Raw genomic sequence first — 17430 nt, forward strand, 5'->3', positions numbered from 1 at the left:
TTAAAAAATGAAAAAAAGAAACCAGCTATTTATCCTAATCGCACTGTTTACCTTATTCTCTTGCAACAATGATGTTAAAAATGGCACATCAAAAGCTAAAGCGGATTCGAATGCAAAGGCAATAACTCCAGCTCAAGCCCCCATAACAGAGAAATCTGATGTCGATACTTCCAAAATAAAGAAGAGTAGTGATCCTTTAAACGGGATTAATTATTCGTTTTCAAACGACACGCTTTGCCAAACTTTAAGCGTTAAAGAAATGAGTAAAGATAAAAAACTTGAGATTCCCGAAAAACTTGAGTTTAAACTAGTACTTCACGACAAACAACACAAGTATGATGATAAAGTATTTGAAGGTGTTGCTAAATTAACGAGCTCTGAAGAATCTTTTTCTGATAATTCAGAAAAAGATGGAGGGGCCTATGATGCAGCAGATTATGATTTCGAAGCCACGGGATATAGAATACAGATTAGATTGGACATACAAGGTTATGAAGCTTGCGTTACTTCAGTAACAACCAGCCAGCCTGACATAGTTTTAGGAGGATACAGTACCTATCTCAAGAAATTCCCAAACGATGGGGTAATGAGGAAGGGCGAATGTAAATAATCAGTCCACTGCCGCCGTAGAGCTTTGCTCTGTGGCTTGTATGTATGATATTTAATATACAAATCCCGGATGTGTTAATATATCCGGGGTTTTATATTTTTAACGCATGAGTCATCTGCTGGTGCATGACCCGCTGAAACATGGGTATTGAGTATCGAAGGGCATTGCCGTTTTTTTATTATTAAGCCAAGAGGAAAGGGGGAATTGTTCCCCTCTGCTGCCGCAAGGCTCTGCCTTGTGGTGCGTATGCAAAGTATTTAACATGCAAATTCCGGATGTATTTATTGATATATCTGGGATTTTATATTTTTAACGTATGGGGCATCTGCTAATGTGGACATGTCCCACTGAGAGATGCCCCGATGCCGGAAGGCCGGGTACGGAACACGGGCAGTTCTTTAAAACCCGAATACATCATCACCGATCAACAGGGAAATGCCAGGATCAGCTTTGAGGAAAGTACGACAGCCGGCGTACCAGTGGTTAGACAGGAGAACAGCTATTACGGAATGGGAATGAATATGACCAGCACCATGGCCTTGCCTGCATTACCTAATAAAAACCTGTATAACGGGGGCAGCGAATGGCAGAATGACTACAGTAATGCTCCGGACTATTACCAAACACTGAACCGGAATTATGATGCCGCTTTAGGCAGGTTTATTGCTGTTGATCCGATGGCAGAAGCTACGGAATCAATGAGCGTTTATCAGTATGCCAATAATAACCCGATCATGATGAATGACCCGGAGGGGAATTATGCGCAGTCATTGTACTACTCTTTCATGAGCAACCCGCAGGCGGCTGAACCGAGTCCTTTCTCTGATCCTAATTTCTATGCAAAAATGAGAGCGGCTTTTAAATTGCGCGGAACCGATAACGTGTGGAACCTAGATGGTGGCGGTAACTGGCTTACAAATGATGTTAATGGCAATGGTGGTGGCGGTTCTGGACCAGGTTAAGGTTGCGGTGGTGGTTGTACTTTGATCTATAAGGCGGGAGCTAATAATAATTCAATTAGTAATGAAGAACTTACTGATCTTTTACTAAGCCATAAAACTTCAATAGATTTTACTACCGGCAAAATTAGTTGGGATGTTCAGACAGGAGCATTTAATCGTACAACTGGAGATTTTGTGTTATTGTTAACGACGCATACTAAATCTTTTGACGCTGGAGGTAATCGATATCTTAATGGGTTGGCTGATGGAAATGGGGCCGTTGATGCCTTTATGGGAGCGATGGCAAGTAAAGGGGGATTAACCAGAGTGGGAAGTAATACATCTGTATATTTCGAGAGACCAAATGGTTTCGTTTTTCGGGGAAATCAATATACTACGACTTATTCCATCGCAAAAACCGGAGCTGAAATTTCGCGATATACATCGCGCTTTGGCTACGCGTTAGGCGCTGCACAAATCGGGTATGGATATTATGAAGATGGGTGGGCTTATGGTAATCACACAAGAGTTGCTATGGGAAGTGTAGGTGGAGGAATTATCGGGGGCTGGGTAGGCGCTGAAATAGGTGCTACAGGGGGCGCTGGTTTAGGAGCAGGAATAGGGGCTTTCTTCTTTGGTGTTGGTGCTGCTCCTGGAGCTGCGATAGGAGGTATAATTGGAGGTTTTGTAGGCGGTTTCGGTGGCGGCTGGGCTGGAGGTGAATTAGGCGGATCGATCGTAAAACGTCATTATGGACTTAAATAAATATGAAAAAAATTAGTTGGTTTTTCAATATGATATTTTATATGCTATACAAATTTGATTTCAAATTACATATGCTATTTAACTATATCAACCCTTTTAGAATTATTTATAAGATCAAATCGATAGATAAATTCTACCGTAGACATGGGGTTTCAAATATCGGAACTTCAATTGACAATAGCTTTGAGAACAAGTTATATGGTATTAGCATAACGCGAGCCGGTGGCTTTTTATTTATTCCAATAGTGCTGGTTGAATATGGAGTCTTTAACTTTGTTCAATTATTAATGGATAAACCTTTGATTAGGTATATTTTTGAGAATACTTTTTATCTTATCGTATTCCTTCTCTTACTTACCATTCCCGCGGGTCTTTTACTTCACATCTTCTTATATAGAAATGATCGATACGTAGACTATTTTAAAGTTTTTGACAATTTAAATTATCAAAAAAACTTCAAGTATAGTTTAGTCACTTTTGGGGTTTTTCTATTTGCGATTTTATTCTTTATATTTAGCTTTAGCATTATGCCAACAAAATAGTTTTATAAATCAAAGTTCAGACAACGAGCTAGTTTAGATGTTTATCGATCTATAGCATCACTTGAGTTTAATAGGTTTCGCACGGTCTCGGGATTGGAAAGTGGACTTTTACCAATATACTTTCCCCTGCATGCCACAAGTTATAACCTTGTAGCATGCAGGGAGGAAATTAGTGTGCAAATCCGGTTGCATTAATATATCCGGGGGTATTATATTTTTAACCCATGAACCATCTGCTGGTGCGCGCATCCCGTTACTAGATGAACGCCAGATCCCGGAAAGTTGGGTGCGAAATGCACCAGCTCTTTAGACCTCGAATACATCATTGAAGACCGCAGGGCAATGCCAAGATCAGCTTTAAAGAAAGTACGACAGCAGGGAGGCCATAGTGACGTAGGACAACAGTTACTACGGAATGAGCATGAATGTACCAACGATAATACCAAGCGTACCTAATAAAATCTATATAACGGGGGCAGCGAATGGCAGAATGACTACAGTAACTCACCTGATTATTACCAAACACTGAACCGCAATTATGACGCGGCTTTAGGACGGTTTATTGCTGTTGACCCTATGGCAGAAGCTACGGAATCAATGAGCGTTTATCAGTATGCCAATAATAACCCGATCATGATGAATGACCCGGAGGGGAATTATGCGCAGTCGCTGTATTACTCTTTCATGAGTAACCCGCAGGCGGCTGTAGCTAGCCCATTCTCTGATCCTAATTTCAATGCCAGAATGAGGGCGGCTTTTAAATTGCGTTACGTTGTTCGTACTTTTCGTAATTGTAAATTTCTTTATTTCTGCTTATATCATGATTCAGGTTCCAATAACAAAGTAAACCTCAAAGTCGAAGTTTGACAATAGCCAAACTTCGACCAAAATAAATCAAGCTTCAGCTTATTTACATAATAATAATAAACGTTTATCTCTGCTACCGCAAGGTTTTACTTTGTGGTAGTAGGGTATATAACACGTAAATCCAGACTGTATCAATGTATCTTGGGTTTTATATTTTTAACGTGTGAGTCATCTGCTGGTGCATCACCCGCTGAAATATGGGTATTGAATATCGAAGGGCATTGCCGTTTTTTATTATTAATCCAAGAGGAAAGGGGGATTGTTCCCTCTTATTGGATTAATTCAGGACTAAAGCATTATTGCCCTGTTGGGCGAAATCGGTACTCAGGTTAAAAGCGGTTTGGTCTGACTTTAATTATAACAAACAATTTCTTTTACGATTTAAAAAGGTTGGCAGATTTAGACTTAAATTGAAAACGGTTCAATTCTGGCTGATTTTTATAACTAAAGATCATACCTCGCAAGTAGGATGCTTGGGTTATTTTAGGTCAAAGGTTAGCGTAAGCGGAGCTTCGACCTGTAAGGAGTTGCAGCCATAATCATAGGTATACACATTGGCCCCCCCCGGGTGAACTAACAGCCGAGAGTTGCATTTTCATTACTCTGCATATTTACCACAGGGCACAGCCTTGCGGTAGCGGGGCAAAGCTTTAGGTTATTAATTAAAATATGATAAAATTCTTGTATAAAGTAATTCATTACGAGCCGACCGCTGACCATAAGACAAATGTCAGTAGATCGTTCCAGTTAATTATGATATTAATCATTATTTTGCCCATAAGCATTTTGTATTTACTATATAATATTATAAATGAAAAAACTTTATTAACGGACATTTTCTTCCTTGGAATAATACTCGCTTATATAACGGTTATTTACTTCTTAATTCGAAACACTTGGAAGTCCTATCTTACAGACACCTTAGGTTTCCAGTATTATAATTGGGGGAAATATAACACGCTTGTCAAGACTTTAATAGTAATTCTTTTAATTGCTTTTATGATCTTTATTGGAAGGTTATTCATCTTTTTTTTTAATTAAACCAGGGGAATAAATATGATGCGACGACAAAGTTATTTAACAATTTATTTGATTACTAACAGTCGTAATAATGCACGATGAAGCGTCTTATTATGGCGTATAAAAAGCATCTATATATATCAATCACGTCGGCGCCAGACCCAGCGTTTACCTACGTTTTCATTCTGTTGTAACCAAGAGAGGATAAGAAAGGATTACCTTGGTAGAAGATTCGGCTGCGGATTTGAGTAACGCGGCAGAAGTATCTAATGAAATTGAAAATTCGGAAGGATATATAAGTGGGGTAGATGGTTTATTTATGTATTTACCCAGATTCGGGTGCTCGAGAAACCAATGGTCATACCACGATGCGGGGGACTTATAATTGAACCCTCAAAATTCAATGACAAACATTCTCGTTAGCCTAGACTGGGATCTTATTACATTATGCTGAGGAATAGGTTTAGCCCGGTCACACCAGCCGGGCTTTGCGTACCCTGCGATAAAAGAAGCACTCCAAAATTACCTTGCGGAGTATAAAAAATGCCGGATGTTGATTTCATCCGGCATTTGGTCGTAAATGAGTAATTTGTTATTAGTCTTTGGCGGCTCGGCAAGCCGCTGCTGAAGGGCTGCCGTACATCCAGTTCAATGGTAGTACCAATGCGGTATCGTTCATCCAAGCGGAAGATGTCCGGGCCAGAAAGAGTGCTAGCACCTATGTACATGGTTACGGCCAGAAGCCTTCTGGTAAAAAACAAGATACCTGGAAAGAGTGGGAATATATTCCTGCCGCTTTAAGTATTACGACTCGTGATTCTTATGCAAGTAAAACTGTACCAATCCCGGATGAAACAGACATCCGGGATTTTGTCGTAAATGAAAAATCCGTTATTAGCCTTTGGCAAATCTGGGAGCCGCTGCGAGTTTGAGCGAAGGTCTGAGAAGAGAGAGTCGATAGGCAACTTCACAGAATGCTTCCCCGTAGTACGACAGGAAAATAGTAATTACCGTATGGGAATGGCAATGACCAGTACCATGGTATTGCCCACAAGTCCGAATAAAAACCTGTACAATTGTGGCAGTGAATGGCAAAATGATTATAGCAATGCACCGGATTACTATCAAACGCTTAACCGAAATTATGACGCGGCTTTAGGCCGGTGGATAGCCGTTGACCCAAAGCGGAAAGTGCGGAAAGCATGATGGTTTATCACTATGGAGGCAATAATTCTCTTATGTCTAATGATCCGTTTGGAGATAATTTTAAATATATCTCCAAACAAAACCGTTCCATTGTTTATATAATCCCTTTGCTACCTGGATAATGGCTTTGTCTCCCAGCTTCACTTGCCTGGACGCTTCTTTAACGCTCGGATAATTTTTGATCAGGTTTCCTTCCAGGTCATACTGGGCAACAGGTTTGCTGGTTGAATAGTTCTTTTTCCAACCGGACCTGTCGGCCGTTTTAAGATAGGGCAATACGCGGTCCCGTTGAACGGCCCGTTTTTGCTTTTCACTTTTTGTCACCAATTTTAAATTTTCCGGGCGGTTGTTGTAGCCGTTATTGTCTGTATTGATTACATACAGGCCGTCTTTGTTGTAATCCAGACGTGGATCAATAAAAGTTTTATAAATCAACCTCCGGGTATTAAAATAATAAGCCCTGTTTTCGATGGTAAGGGTTACCCTAAGATCAATCATGGGTACATCTGAAACCTGGTTATTATTTTATGAACGGATTGCTTTAGGATGCGGCCTTTTACGAACTGCTTATACAGCTGTGGGTGCGGTACCGTCCTGTCCAGTGATTTTACCCTCCCGAGGCTGGATGCCTGGTAGGAGCCTTCAAAACCCGGTACGTCTTTCCAGATTTCGCCGGGCAGATCAGCTAATGATCTATTCAGGTAAATATCGTTAATATTTAAAACGGTCATATAAATTCCCCGCGGTTTTAAAAATGTATTCAGCCTTTGGATATTCAAGTATAGCTCGTTAGTAGCCTTAAAAGCTGCGTTGAACATTGGTTTTTGCTACTCCATTTAATTCAAAGTTAGTCTATCCGTTTTTTTTTAAAGCGAAAACTTTCCTTTACTATAATTTCGTTACAGGTCGTGATCAGGAATATTCTTGTTACTTCGCTACTTGTTTATCACAAGCTCAAAGGGGACGGCTTTTTTTGAATTAAAGCCTAGCTAACAATAAACGGTAATTTGTAGATTCGCAAAAAATCAATGTAATATTGATTTGTGATAAAGTTTAGAAAAAGTCCCGTGAAGCGAGTTCTACGGGGCTTTTATCTTTTTTGGGTCGTTGTGCCGGATTTCAATGAACGCAACAAATCGATATTCTTCTCCCGTAAGAGAATTACCGGCATACCTTTAGGCAATGATTTGTACAATCCTGGGCAGATCATCCTTTTCCAGTTCATCTTGCTTTTGCTGTTCAGTTCATCTTTGGCTTTCATTTCTGCCTTGCGTTTTCCGCCAAGTTTAGCAACATGTACAGCGTGGGAAGGTACTGCCTAATGCTCCCAAACGCTCGTGGATAGAATAGTTTATTCATTTAAAACTTATCCCGATCAATCCGGGTTATCACCTTACATGATCATGAGCGCTAAAATCAACCTAAAGGAAAAAGCTATAGTCATAACCGGTGCGTCTAGCGGAGCGGGGAGGGCGGCTGCGCTGGCATTTGCGGCAGAAGACTTGAACCTGGTGCTCGCGGCACGCAATGAGGCGGCATTGAACGAAGTTAAGACCGAATGTGAATTGCTGGGTGCGCAGGCCTTGTAGTTGCAGCCGACACCAGCGATGCCAGGGCGATGATCAGGCTGGTGAATGAAGCTGTCGACTGGCAGGACAGGATAGATGTCTGGGTCAATAACGCCGGGGTGCTTGCAGCCGGGGACTTTGATAAAACACCTATGGCGGTGCATGAGCAGGTGATCAAAACCAATTTATTGGGTTATATGAACGGGGCACACGCTGTGCTTCCCATTATCAAGGAGCAGGAGTGGGGTACGCTCATCAACATTATATCAATCGGCGGCTACCTGCCGGTGCCTTATGGCGCCGGGTATACAGCAGCTAAATTCGGGCTGCGCGGCTGGTCGGAGGCGCTAAAGGCAGAACTTTCAGCCTGGCCTGAGATTTATGTGTGCGATCTGTTTCCGGCATTCCTGGATACGCCGGGCATCTCCCATGCCGGTAACTATACCGGTAAGGTGTTGAAGCCGGGGCCTCCGGTTTATGACCCGGCGAGGCTTGCGCAGGCCATGGTAAAGGTGACTGCTTCTCCCGCATCGAATAACTATGTAGGAAGTATATCCCGGTTGTTTAAATTATCACACACCTTGTTTCCTGGACTCACGGTTAAGGCAGCCGGAACTGTCATGCGTCGTTATTTTGGATCAGCAGGGCCGATCACTATGACCGATGGCAATGTTTTTACAACCGTTGATTACGGCATGAGTACCCATGGCCGGTTCGGCTTAGCGGGAAAGCCAAAAGCTCATCGCAAATATATCGCTGCGGCGTTGTTGGCCGGCCTGGCTTTGGGAACTGCTATTATCGGTAGCAGGCGATGATTGCGGCTGAGAGACTTTGTAGTTTTGAAATGCATTGGTTACGCTAAAGTCTGTTGACCGTTTTTTAGCAGATGACCATTTATGTTTTGCATTTTTTACCTTAGCTAAATCAAAACTAAAATTATGCCTACCCGGATACAACGCCTTGTCAAAATAATCGAATCGGATAACGCTGCAGAACTGGAAACTAAAACCAATTCATTTTTGGATACCGTGGATTATGATAACTTAAAAGATATCCATTACAAGCTCTTGCAAACGCCTATAGGGACTTTGTATACAACAATGATTGTTTATAAACAATATTCGGACACTGAAGGTGAATTGAAATAATCTGGCTTCACTAATCACTCTTGGAGATATTTCATAATACCGATAGACAGGGTTTGTATGAATGATTGCTGCCTGCTTTTGCATATTGAATTATATCGCCTGGGGAGCGGTTGATACTACTAAAAAAGGTGGTACAGGGTTAACAGAATTTTGTACTAATTTTTTACTTAAGAATTTGATAATGAGTGTATTGAACTTTTTTTGGCTCAAAAAGTGTCAACCCACTCTTGCATTGATACTTTCAGCAAAATTTCAATTTATAAGTACCACCACACCAGGATGCTCAAATTTATTTATGAAACAGCTTCTTTTTTATTTAAAATTTGATAACACAATGAGGTGAAAATACCGACCTGAAGCAAACGCCGCTGAATTAACTCGTCAGGTAGATTTTAAAAAACTGCGTTGAAACATTAGCTTTGCTGCTCTTTCTTAATTCAAAGTTGTTCCACCCGTTTTTATTCAAAAGTGATAGCACCGCTTTACTGTAATCCAGTTGCGGGTCGTTATAATATACAACCTGGTTTTGTGAGTGGGATATGTCATAGGGTGCGGTATCCAAATTAGATTGCACACCGTTCTCCGTTAGTATCTTATTAATGCTTTCTGCTTTTTCTTTCAGCGCCGGCAAATAATAAATTTTGACAACTGCAGCTTTTAAAATAGTTCCAAAATTGTTTTTTAATAAAAGACCGGATACTTTTTTGTCGGCGCTTTGAATTTTATTTTGGGACGGTTCACTAAGGCTATTCATTGAAAAGGCTATGGCGCTTTTCATTTCTATATATGCCTGGGAAACTTGCTTTAAGGCCTTTGACGCCGAATCTACCCTGTGGGTGATCCTGCCAAGGCTATCGTTGTATAACCGAATTTGCCTGTCTAAGGTATCCTTTTTAGCTTCCGCTATTTTGGTGTCCAGATCGGCCTTGGCATTATTAATGTCTGATAGATAACTTTGTAAGCCGAAACCAAATACGGCGATTATAACCGTAACTATAGAAGTCCAGCAGGATAGTTTCTTATACGGCGGTTTTTCCAGGTTCTTCTACCTTTAGTTTCAGTTCTCGAACTTTTAGATCAAGTTCACGGAGTGCTAAGTCGTCCCTTAATTCTTCGTTAGCCATAAGGAATATAGGTTTATAAAATGTGTTGGACTAATTTACTTATTGATAGTAATATATAACGCTTTGCAGGTTAGATATTTAATAAAAAATAAACTAAGAGTGCCAGTACCCTGGACATGTCCGGTTTATTCAAATATAATTTTTCTAACGCGATGCGTTTCATCCAGCACATAAAGACTGCCTTTGGTATCCATGGCCATCCGGAAAGGCGCATTAAAGGTCGCTTGATCTGCGGGGCCGTCATGGAAGGGATAGGTAGTGCCTTGTTTTCCCAAGAGTGTGATTACATCCCCTGTTATGGTCAGTTCGCGAATCATTCCGTTGTCACTATCTAAGATGATCAGGTTCCCATGTCTGTCATACAAAGTTTGAGCTATATACCTGAATCTTGCCTGCATTGCAAGTCCGTCGCGGTATCCCAGTTCACTGTCACCCATAAAGTTAAGATAACCAACCTTCGAGTCAATTATCTTACTTACACCGTTCGCAAAGCTCACATAAAAAAATCCATCTTTATCGCGCGTAAGCCCGAAAGTAGGAATGATTCCGAATGAAGTGACGGGTGTGCTTACTACGCCATCGGGGCTTATTTTTCTGATTTGGCCCCCATCTGTAACGTATACGTTATCCAGTTCATCTATCGTCATCGCACCGATAGTCCAGAAGCCTGCGCCGGATCCTTTACCATCATGCTGCAAATTCCCAGGCTTGCCTGCCAGTGTTGTCACTACGCCCTCAGGTGTGATTTTACGGATTACTTCATTGTATTTGTCTGAAACATAGATATTATCAGATCGGTCCACAACAAGCTCGGTCGGGGTATAAAATGATGCTTCCCTGTTATTGCCGTCTTTGTAGCCTGCCGATCCGTTACCTGCGAAGGTTGTTGTATTGCCGGTAGCACTTACTTTCCTTACCACGTGATTAATCCGGTCGGTAATATAAATATTTCCACGGCTATCTACAGCTATGCCATATAAATCACGAAATGAAGCTTTATCGCCTATTCCATCAACGTTTTCTGCATAGTAGTCATTCCCCGCCAGGGTGCTGACGGTCATTTCATAGATATAATTGAAGATCGGCCCGGTCGCACTGTTGTTTTTGACGGTTACCCGGATTTCACCGGTTTCCGCACCCTTGGGCACCAGTACCGTAAGTTCATAGAATGTTGCCGCCGTAACGGTTACGGTTTTGCCGTTAAAGGTAACCTTATTACCGGCCGGGTTTTCGTCAAACCCGGTTCCGGTTATAGTGATCCGCTCATTTGCACGGCCATAATTTTTGCTTAGGCTGATAATCGCAACGTTTGGCGTAAATTCAACTTTATTCCGGCATGAGTTAAGGCACAGCAAAATGAAGGAGCAAAGTAACAGGGAGCAGGTTTTATGAAATCGCATAAAGGTTCAGATTTATGCAAAATTACGGAAATTTTTCGGTTCTGGATTTTGCAGGTGATTCGGAGCGCTTTGTGTTTATGCATTGGTCTATAACTTTGGCGGCGGGCCGAAATGGATCGGAGATAGTAATATCAACGCCTTATTAACCACCAGTAAGGCCCTCGGTACCGGCAATGCTAATACTAACACCATTGTTTCCAAGTATGGCACCACACAAACAATTGTATATGCTGCACTGGCAAGTTACAACCTTAATAAAAACGGCTACACAGATTGGTATTTACCGTCAACTGATGAGCTGTCCCAATTAAAGAAAAATCTCTATGACAATCCTCTTGGCCTCGCATCAGGGCATTTTTGGAGTTCGACTGCAACAACTGCCGGGTATGCATGGTGTCTGGGGACTGATGCCATTACTGATACTCCTGACCAGTTTCTTATCTCCGGTTATGCGACTGTGTGTTCGGTGCGGAGCTTTTAATACCCTGTTTAAAATATGCAAGCAGAGTATATTGTAATTCCATTGATGTAGTAATAATTGAATAATATTTGAGGGTAATCAGTGTTTATACGGAGTCATTTACAGTTAAAACACCTGTTTATTTTCTTGAATTTTTATAACTATCTTCGGTAGCGACTTAATACTATTTGTAAAAACTATCCGCAAATAAATCTAAACTGCTTATCACAATGATCAAAACAAGGCTTCCTGGCATATTTCTGCTTCGTTTGCTCAATCAGAATTCAAATGACCTGTTGCGCAAACCAAATATGATCTCTGAAATCGACCGCGTCACAATGCTTTTGAAGCGACCTCTTTATACTGGCTTTGCAAAAAACAACGTTGGTTTTCGCTGCGCCGTTACGCTATAACAAGCATATCATTCATCCACTCGTTTGACACTAAATCACTATCGTAATTTATTAATATAATCTCATGCACAAAAAACTGTACCTCTTGGTGCTGATGTGTTCTTTTTTCTTTAAAGCGAACGCCCAGTCATTAGCTGAAATCAATGCCCCCAGGATAACTCCTCCACCCCCGGAAGCAGCCGCTTTGGGTAAATACGGACAAATTCCCGTTGATAAGAGTACCGGAATACCATCTATCTCGATTCCGCTATATGAAATTAGTACTCCGCGATTTAAAGTCCCTCTTTCCTTATCGTACCATGCCTCTGGGGTAAAAGTTGATGAAATGGCAACCTGGGTGGGCACCGGATGGTCGTTAAATGCAGGAGGAGTTATTACCCGGAGCATTGTCAACATGCCAGATGATTATGGCGGCTTTCTCTCGACAACATTGAAAACCACTGCACAGATTTACAACACCAATGATGAAAATTACGTTAAGGAAGCAACAAACCACACCGCAGGATATGATACTCAGCCGGATAATTTCTTCTACAATTTCCTTGACAAATCTGGCGCATTTGTGTTTGGAGCCGACAAACAGCCGGTAATTACACCCTATAAACCGATAAAGATCCAGTTCACAACAAATGCTAATCCGATGCTTGGCTCTTTCAAGGTGCTCGATGAAAATGGTAATACGTATATTTTCAACGACACAGAAAAAACAGCAAGCAGCATCAGTGAAACCCTTACCGGGGTCTCAAGCTGGTACCTGAGTCAAATGATATCCGCCGACAAGTCTGACACAGTGAAATTCATTTATCAGAATGACCCTCAGGGCTATAATCAATACTCGTATAGCTTCAGCCAGAATTATGGCACGTTGTATAACGAAAATGGGTGCGGTGCAGTGCAATTATGGCCGATGAATAAGTCAATGAACATTAGCAGCCCCATAGCTCCACTGTATATCAAAACAATTTTATTCAAAAACGGCAAAGTTGATTTCGTAACCAAAAGTGGTCGGTTAGACGGCATGCATTTGTCCCTCGATTCGGTGATTGTTTCAAATTACAACTACAAACTGAAACAATATAGTCGGCTCAAAAGCTTTAAGATACACACCGGATATTTTTATAGCAACCTAGATCTGCCAACAGGAAACCAGTTCAATACTGGCAGTAAATACCGGTTACGGCTGGACAGTCTTGCAGAAAACGATGCGACTAATGTCCGGATCAACGTGCATAAATTTGATTATGATCCTGTTAGCCCTCCTCCCGTAAACTTCTTCGCGCAGGATTATTGGGGATATTATAATGGAAAATATGGCAATAAAACCCTTTTACCAGCATTACAACAATATGGTACGGGCAATACGGTCTATACCGTCGGCGGTACTGAAGGAGCTGACAGGACACCCGATCCTAACTATATGAAGGCCGGGATGTTAGAAAAGATCACTTACCCAACTAAGGGGTATACTACTTTTACCTACGAACCGCATAAATTCACGTACCTTTATCAAACACCTACTCAAAACACCTATTCCGCCGCTTCCGCCGGCTACTATCACGAAACCCAGGCAACCCTCTTTACTACTGATGCGACTGCCGTAACTGCTACTGTGACCGTGTTGCTAAAGCACACCAGTGGATTTCCCGGATCGTTGCCGGAAACGCCGTATGTGCAGATTGTAAAGGTCTCAAACGGTGCTGTTTTATACAATCAATACGCGAACTACAGTACTGATATAAACACGACTTTTTCTTTCCCATTGGAGGCCAATACCCAATACAAGCTATATTCACTGGCCCGCGGAGGTAATATGTCCATGAGTACCGATGTGATTCCCACCGCCAATATTAGTATTACCTATGCCGGACCACCTAGCAGTGTACCAACGATCATGGCAGGAGGCGGCCTGCGCATCAACGCCATAAAGCACTATACCAATTCAGGCAGTCTGGCATCGTCGGAGACGTATCAGTATGGGCCAGGGAACAACGGTATAGGTGATCTCATGGGCGGGCGTTTGCAATTTGTCAATACCACCACAAGGACCTTTTATAATCAGTACTATCCGGCTGGCAGTTCAACATATGATGTCTGTACGGGCTCAAATATTACTTACTCAAGCAGTTCTGTTTATTCGTTGTCTTCGCTTAGCGGAAGTCCTGTGAGCTATTCCGGTGTTACTGTATTCGAGGGTGATAGTGTCACCAATGCAGGTAAAAGCGTATATGCATACACCTCGTTTCCGGATAGCCTCTTAACTGTAGATCAGGCGTATCAAAACGGAGTAAAGCCTATCGCGGTGGGGTGGAAGAACGGGCAGCTGTCTTATGAGGCGCATTACAGAAACGCTGGGAGCAATCAATACTTATTAGTGCAGGAGAAATTCAACGACTATTATAATTACGCTCGTACGGCGGGTCTGAGCGTATACATTGGCCAACGATTTGAGCTGAGAAATATCAATACGTATGCCATCCCCAATAATCCTTTGGCAAATTATTGCTTTTTTGATTATCCCATTTCTTCCGGTAGCCGTGTGCCCAAACAAATACTCACGATTAATTACGATACAGACGGCATAAAAAAACTGGTGCAGGACACTGTTATCTACTATTACGACAATTTAAATCATGTCTTTCCTACACGGATAGCCCAAAAAAGCAGTAGAAGTGAAACGCTACAGAAACAGATTAGTTATCCGCAGGATATGGTTACTGCCGGTAAAGATCCAACCGGGATTTATACGACGATGACAACAGCCAATATGATTAGTCCAACCATTGAGTTTACCGAGTCAAAAAACGGCACGCAGTTAATGAAGTCAAAGACCAATTATGCCCTTACAAATAATGTAATAGAACCCCAAACGGTCGAACTACAAACCATGGCTAATCCTTCAGAAGTACGGTTGAATTATCAAAAGTATGACACCAAAGGCAATCTGTTAACCGTCTCCAAACAAGGAGGGCCAACCCAACGATATATCTGGGATTATCAAAAAGCGTTTCCGATAGCACAGAGTATCAATGCTGGCACTGACACCATTGCATTTACCAGTTTTGAGGCTGACGGTACGGGGAATTGGACTATTGCTTCTACGCAACGCGACGGTACGACAGCCTCCACAGGGGTTAGGTCTTACAATCTCTCCAACGGAAACATTACCAAAAGCGGCCTAACGGCTGCAAACGTTTACGTCGTGTCATATTGGACGCGAAACGCCTCGCCGTCAACGATTGCAGGAACTACAAGTGGATATCCTATAAAAGGCAGTACAACTAATGGGTGGACATATTACGAACATCAAGTAACTGGCCAAACAACGGTAACAGTTTCAGGAGCTGGGAATATAGATGAGTTACGACTTTATCCCAAAGGAGCACAAATGTCTACATATACTTTTGCGCCATTCATCGGAATTACTAGTGCCACTGACCCAAAAGGAGAGACGACATTTTACGAATATGATAACTTCCTGCGATTACAAAATATCAGGGATAAAGACCAAAATATAATCAAGCATTACGATTACCACTACATCGGACAATAACCGTTTTAAAGACCAATCACATGAAAACACTATTTATATCTGCCATTCTGCTGGTGGCTTGTTACTCACATTTACACGCTCAAAATACGTTCCCATCTACCGGAAATGTCGGAGTAGGAACGACGGGGCCTGCTGCTGTTTTAACAGTAACCAATGCGACCCCCGTAATTCAGTTATTCGATAAAGACGTCAATCCTCGTGATGGAAGTAGCCTGGGAAAATTGGCTTTTGGTTCCGGGGCCAACGAATTGGCATCCATTGATGCAATGCGGTTTTCAACCAATTACGATGATGTCACTAATATCTTGTTTAGAACAAGCTGGGCTACCGGTGCCGGAGGCGACGGCGCAAATATCGAGCGAATGAGAATCAGTTATACCGGCAATGTAGGTATCGGTATAGGCAATCCTCAAAACAAGCTGGACGTAAATGGCACAATTCATTCCAAGGTTGTCTTGATCGACCTGAATGGATGGCAAGATCGTGTGTTTAAAAAAGAGTATCAGTTGTTGCCGTTAACAGAAGTCAAAGCGTACATCGACCAACATCAGCATTTACCAGAAATCCCTTCAGAACAGGATATGATTAAAAACGGACTTGATGTGGGAGAGATGAACCAGCTGCTGATGAAGAAAGTAGAAGAACTGACGCTATATCTTATTGAACTGAAAACCGAAGTAAGCCAACTCCAAAAACAAATCAAAACACCAGTTAAATCCAATTAATCCTATGAAAATATTATCACTTTTATTGCTGGCGGGAAGTTTATTGATGGTACATACTGTCAATGCGCAAACCAAGACGGTAACAGTCGACGCGAATGACGTGCTAAATAACAATACAAAGATCGTCGCGCAGACCTCTTCTGGACAGGTTTTTTTTACGGGCCACCAAATTGGGACAGGCTATTATTATCCCGCGGGCATCTTTCGTGCTATTACTGACAATAATAACAATGCAGCCAATTACTATTTTGACGGTATAACGAACGGTACAACCAATTTTAGTGTAAGGGCTGATGGGCAGGGTTATTTTGCGGGGAATTTAGGGATTGGCAATTCCAGTCCTGATGCCAAACTAACAGTATTTTCGCCTACACCATTAGGCAGTGTTGCAAAAAATGCGGTATTGGTAAGTTCAGTGGGCGGCGCTTCTGGGGCAAATAATTTTAAGAACAACCTCTGGCTGGTAAGAAATTCCGCAGGGAGCGATTGGATTACTGCCCGGCTACACGATGGCATTTCTATTGATGTCTCATTTTTAAACCCGCAAACAAATACCCGCACCTGGTGGGAAAGAGATCCGAATCAGGATGTTCAATCATGGGGAACATCAGCCAATACGTATATGACGATTGTTCAAGGCAATGTAGGCATTGGTATAACTAACCCAGCGAACAAACTGGATGTTAACGGCACCATACATTCTAAATCGGTATTGATTGACCTGAATGGCTGGGCAGACTATGTTTTCAAACCAACTTATCAACTCCGCCCTTTGGCTGAAGTCAAGGACTACATCGACCAAAATCAGCATTTACCAGAAATCCCGTCTGCCGAAGAAATAGAAAAAAACGGGTTGAACGTAGGCGAAATGAACAAATTGTTGATGAAGAAAGTAGAGGAACTGACCTTATACCTCATCGAAAACGATAAAAAAGACAAGCAAAAAGATAAACAATTGGCTTGGCTTCAGAAAGAAATCAATGATTTAAAAAGGAACAAACAGAGACACTACAGAACTCATTTCAAATAACGATTGAACACCCAATAATGTAATACGCTGCACCATCAGCGATACTAATGGTATGTTGTTT

General features: G+C 41.9%; 19 protein-coding genes. 14 read left to right on the forward strand and 5 right to left on the reverse strand.

Annotated elements, in window-relative coordinates; translation table 11 throughout:
• Window positions 1–7 precede the first annotated feature (7 nt).
• The 6 genes from DEO27_RS03500 (at window position 8) to DEO27_RS03525 (ending at window position 5951) form a co-directional block, all read left to right on the forward strand.
• Entirely contained in the window at window positions 8–610 is a 603-nt protein-coding gene (locus DEO27_RS03500; protein WP_112569782.1) for a hypothetical protein, read from the forward strand.
• Window positions 611–972: 362 nt separating this feature from the next.
• The gene (locus tag DEO27_RS03505) at window positions 973–1572 is read left to right on the forward strand and encodes an RHS repeat-associated core domain-containing protein (RefSeq protein WP_112569784.1); all 600 of its coding nucleotides are present in this window, start codon (window positions 973–975) and stop codon (window positions 1570–1572) included.
• A 21-nt stretch (window positions 1573–1593) separates the two neighbouring features.
• A complete protein-coding gene (locus DEO27_RS03510) occupies window positions 1594–2316 on the forward strand; it encodes a hypothetical protein (protein ID WP_112569786.1) in 723 nt (240 codons plus the stop codon).
• Between the two features lie 1103 nt (window positions 2317–3419).
• Window positions 3420–3725 carry a hypothetical protein gene (locus DEO27_RS03515; RefSeq protein ID WP_262714171.1) on the forward strand — a complete coding sequence of 102 codons (306 nt, stop codon included), beginning with the start codon at window positions 3420–3422 and terminating at the stop codon, window positions 3723–3725.
• A gap of 1622 nt (window positions 3726–5347) precedes the next feature.
• Window positions 5348–5677 (forward strand): hypothetical protein, encoded by a 330-nt coding sequence (locus tag DEO27_RS03520; protein ID WP_112569794.1) that lies wholly within the window; start codon window positions 5348–5350, stop codon window positions 5675–5677.
• A gap of 88 nt (window positions 5678–5765) precedes the next feature.
• Entirely contained in the window at window positions 5766–5951 is a 186-nt protein-coding gene (locus DEO27_RS03525) for a hypothetical protein (protein WP_190295309.1), read from the forward strand.
• 60 nt (window positions 5952–6011) lie between these two features.
• Here the strand turns inward: DEO27_RS03525 and DEO27_RS03530 are convergent, their stop codons facing one another.
• From DEO27_RS03530 to DEO27_RS31285, 3 genes are all read right to left on the reverse strand, one after another.
• Window positions 6012–6449 carry an NUMOD1 domain-containing DNA-binding protein gene (locus DEO27_RS03530; protein WP_112569798.1) on the reverse strand — a complete coding sequence of 146 codons (438 nt, stop codon included), beginning with the start codon at window positions 6447–6449 and terminating at the stop codon, window positions 6012–6014.
• On the reverse strand, window positions 6446–6682 hold the full coding sequence (locus DEO27_RS03535) for an NUMOD4 domain-containing protein (RefSeq protein WP_146750008.1): 237 nt from the start codon (window positions 6680–6682) through the stop codon (window positions 6446–6448). Before DEO27_RS03535 ends, DEO27_RS03530 begins: the two co-directional genes overlap by 4 nt.
• Window positions 6683–7041: 359 nt before the next feature.
• Window positions 7042–7212, reverse strand: a complete 171-nt coding sequence (locus DEO27_RS31285) for a hypothetical protein (protein WP_190295310.1) — start codon at window positions 7210–7212, stop codon at window positions 7042–7044.
• A gap of 76 nt (window positions 7213–7288) precedes the next feature.
• Here DEO27_RS31285 and DEO27_RS31830 point away from each other — a divergent pair, with 76 nt between their 5' ends.
• The 3 genes from DEO27_RS31830 (at window position 7289) to DEO27_RS03545 (ending at window position 8667) form a co-directional block, all read left to right on the forward strand.
• Window positions 7289–7540: an SDR family NAD(P)-dependent oxidoreductase gene (locus DEO27_RS31830; RefSeq protein WP_262714156.1), complete on the forward strand. Its 252-nt coding sequence runs from the start codon at window positions 7289–7291 to the stop codon at window positions 7538–7540.
• A gap of 29 nt (window positions 7541–7569) precedes the next feature.
• Window positions 7570–8334: an SDR family NAD(P)-dependent oxidoreductase gene (locus tag DEO27_RS03540; protein WP_262714157.1), complete on the forward strand. Its 765-nt coding sequence runs from the start codon at window positions 7570–7572 to the stop codon at window positions 8332–8334.
• 123 nt (window positions 8335–8457) lie between these two features.
• Complete coding sequence (locus DEO27_RS03545) at window positions 8458–8667, forward strand: hypothetical protein (protein ID WP_112569803.1); 210 nt, start codon at window positions 8458–8460, stop codon at window positions 8665–8667.
• 373 nt (window positions 8668–9040) lie between these two features.
• Here the strand turns inward: DEO27_RS03545 and DEO27_RS03550 are convergent, their stop codons facing one another.
• Entirely contained in the window at window positions 9041–9445 is a 405-nt protein-coding gene (locus tag DEO27_RS03550; protein WP_112569807.1) for a hypothetical protein, read from the reverse strand.
• A gap of 471 nt (window positions 9446–9916) precedes the next feature.
• Window positions 9917–11191, reverse strand: coding sequence for an IPT/TIG domain-containing protein (locus tag DEO27_RS03555; protein WP_112569809.1), 1275 nt, complete (start codon window positions 11189–11191; stop codon window positions 9917–9919).
• 82 nt (window positions 11192–11273) lie between these two features.
• Between DEO27_RS03555 and DEO27_RS03560 the strand changes: the two genes are divergently transcribed.
• The 5 genes from DEO27_RS03560 (at window position 11274) to DEO27_RS03580 (ending at window position 17369) form a co-directional block, all read left to right on the forward strand.
• Window positions 11274–11672, forward strand: coding sequence for a hypothetical protein (locus DEO27_RS03560; RefSeq protein ID WP_112569811.1), 399 nt, complete (start codon window positions 11274–11276; stop codon window positions 11670–11672).
• 209 nt (window positions 11673–11881) lie between these two features.
• The gene (locus DEO27_RS03565; RefSeq protein WP_146750009.1) at window positions 11882–12064 is read left to right on the forward strand and encodes a hypothetical protein; all 183 of its coding nucleotides are present in this window, start codon (window positions 11882–11884) and stop codon (window positions 12062–12064) included.
• Window positions 12065–12128: 64 nt separating this feature from the next.
• Window positions 12129–15614 (forward strand): hypothetical protein, encoded by a 3486-nt coding sequence (locus DEO27_RS03570; protein ID WP_112569813.1) that lies wholly within the window; start codon window positions 12129–12131, stop codon window positions 15612–15614.
• A gap of 20 nt (window positions 15615–15634) precedes the next feature.
• A complete protein-coding gene (locus DEO27_RS03575; protein ID WP_112569815.1) occupies window positions 15635–16339 on the forward strand; it encodes a hypothetical protein in 705 nt (234 codons plus the stop codon).
• A gap of 4 nt (window positions 16340–16343) precedes the next feature.
• The gene (locus tag DEO27_RS03580; RefSeq protein WP_112569817.1) at window positions 16344–17369 is read left to right on the forward strand and encodes a hypothetical protein; all 1026 of its coding nucleotides are present in this window, start codon (window positions 16344–16346) and stop codon (window positions 17367–17369) included.
• The last annotated feature ends 61 nt before the right edge of the window (window positions 17370–17430 follow it).

Source organism: Mucilaginibacter rubeus (assembly GCF_003286415.2).
In the GTDB taxonomy this organism is placed as follows: domain Bacteria; phylum Bacteroidota; class Bacteroidia; order Sphingobacteriales; family Sphingobacteriaceae; genus Mucilaginibacter; species Mucilaginibacter rubeus_A.

Coding starts and splice junctions, on each gene's coding strand:
- DEO27_RS03500 (WP_112569782.1), top strand. CDS start 8: ATGAAAAAAAGAAACCAGCTATTTATCCTAATCGCACTGTTTACCTTA.
- DEO27_RS03505 (WP_112569784.1), top strand. CDS start 973: ATGCCGGAAGGCCGGGTACGGAACACGGGCAGTTCTTTAAAACCCGAA.
- DEO27_RS03525 (WP_190295309.1), top strand. CDS start 5,766: ATGGCAATGACCAGTACCATGGTATTGCCCACAAGTCCGAATAAAAAC.
- DEO27_RS03530 (WP_112569798.1), bottom strand. CDS start 6,449: ATGATTGATCTTAGGGTAACCCTTACCATCGAAAACAGGGCTTATTAT.
- DEO27_RS03535 (WP_146750008.1), bottom strand. CDS start 6,682: ATGACCGTTTTAAATATTAACGATATTTACCTGAATAGATCATTAGCT.
- DEO27_RS31285 (WP_190295310.1), bottom strand. CDS start 7,212: ATGAAAGCCAAAGATGAACTGAACAGCAAAAGCAAGATGAACTGGAAA.
- DEO27_RS03540 (WP_262714157.1), top strand. CDS start 7,570: ATGATCAGGCTGGTGAATGAAGCTGTCGACTGGCAGGACAGGATAGAT.
- DEO27_RS03545 (WP_112569803.1), top strand. CDS start 8,458: ATGCCTACCCGGATACAACGCCTTGTCAAAATAATCGAATCGGATAAC.
- DEO27_RS03550 (WP_112569807.1), bottom strand. CDS start 9,445: ATGAAAAGCGCCATAGCCTTTTCAATGAATAGCCTTAGTGAACCGTCC.
- DEO27_RS03555 (WP_112569809.1), bottom strand. CDS start 11,191: ATGCGATTTCATAAAACCTGCTCCCTGTTACTTTGCTCCTTCATTTTG.
- DEO27_RS03565 (WP_146750009.1), top strand. CDS start 11,882: ATGATCAAAACAAGGCTTCCTGGCATATTTCTGCTTCGTTTGCTCAAT.
- DEO27_RS03570 (WP_112569813.1), top strand. CDS start 12,129: ATGCACAAAAAACTGTACCTCTTGGTGCTGATGTGTTCTTTTTTCTTT.
- DEO27_RS03575 (WP_112569815.1), top strand. CDS start 15,635: ATGAAAACACTATTTATATCTGCCATTCTGCTGGTGGCTTGTTACTCA.
- DEO27_RS03580 (WP_112569817.1), top strand. CDS start 16,344: ATGAAAATATTATCACTTTTATTGCTGGCGGGAAGTTTATTGATGGTA.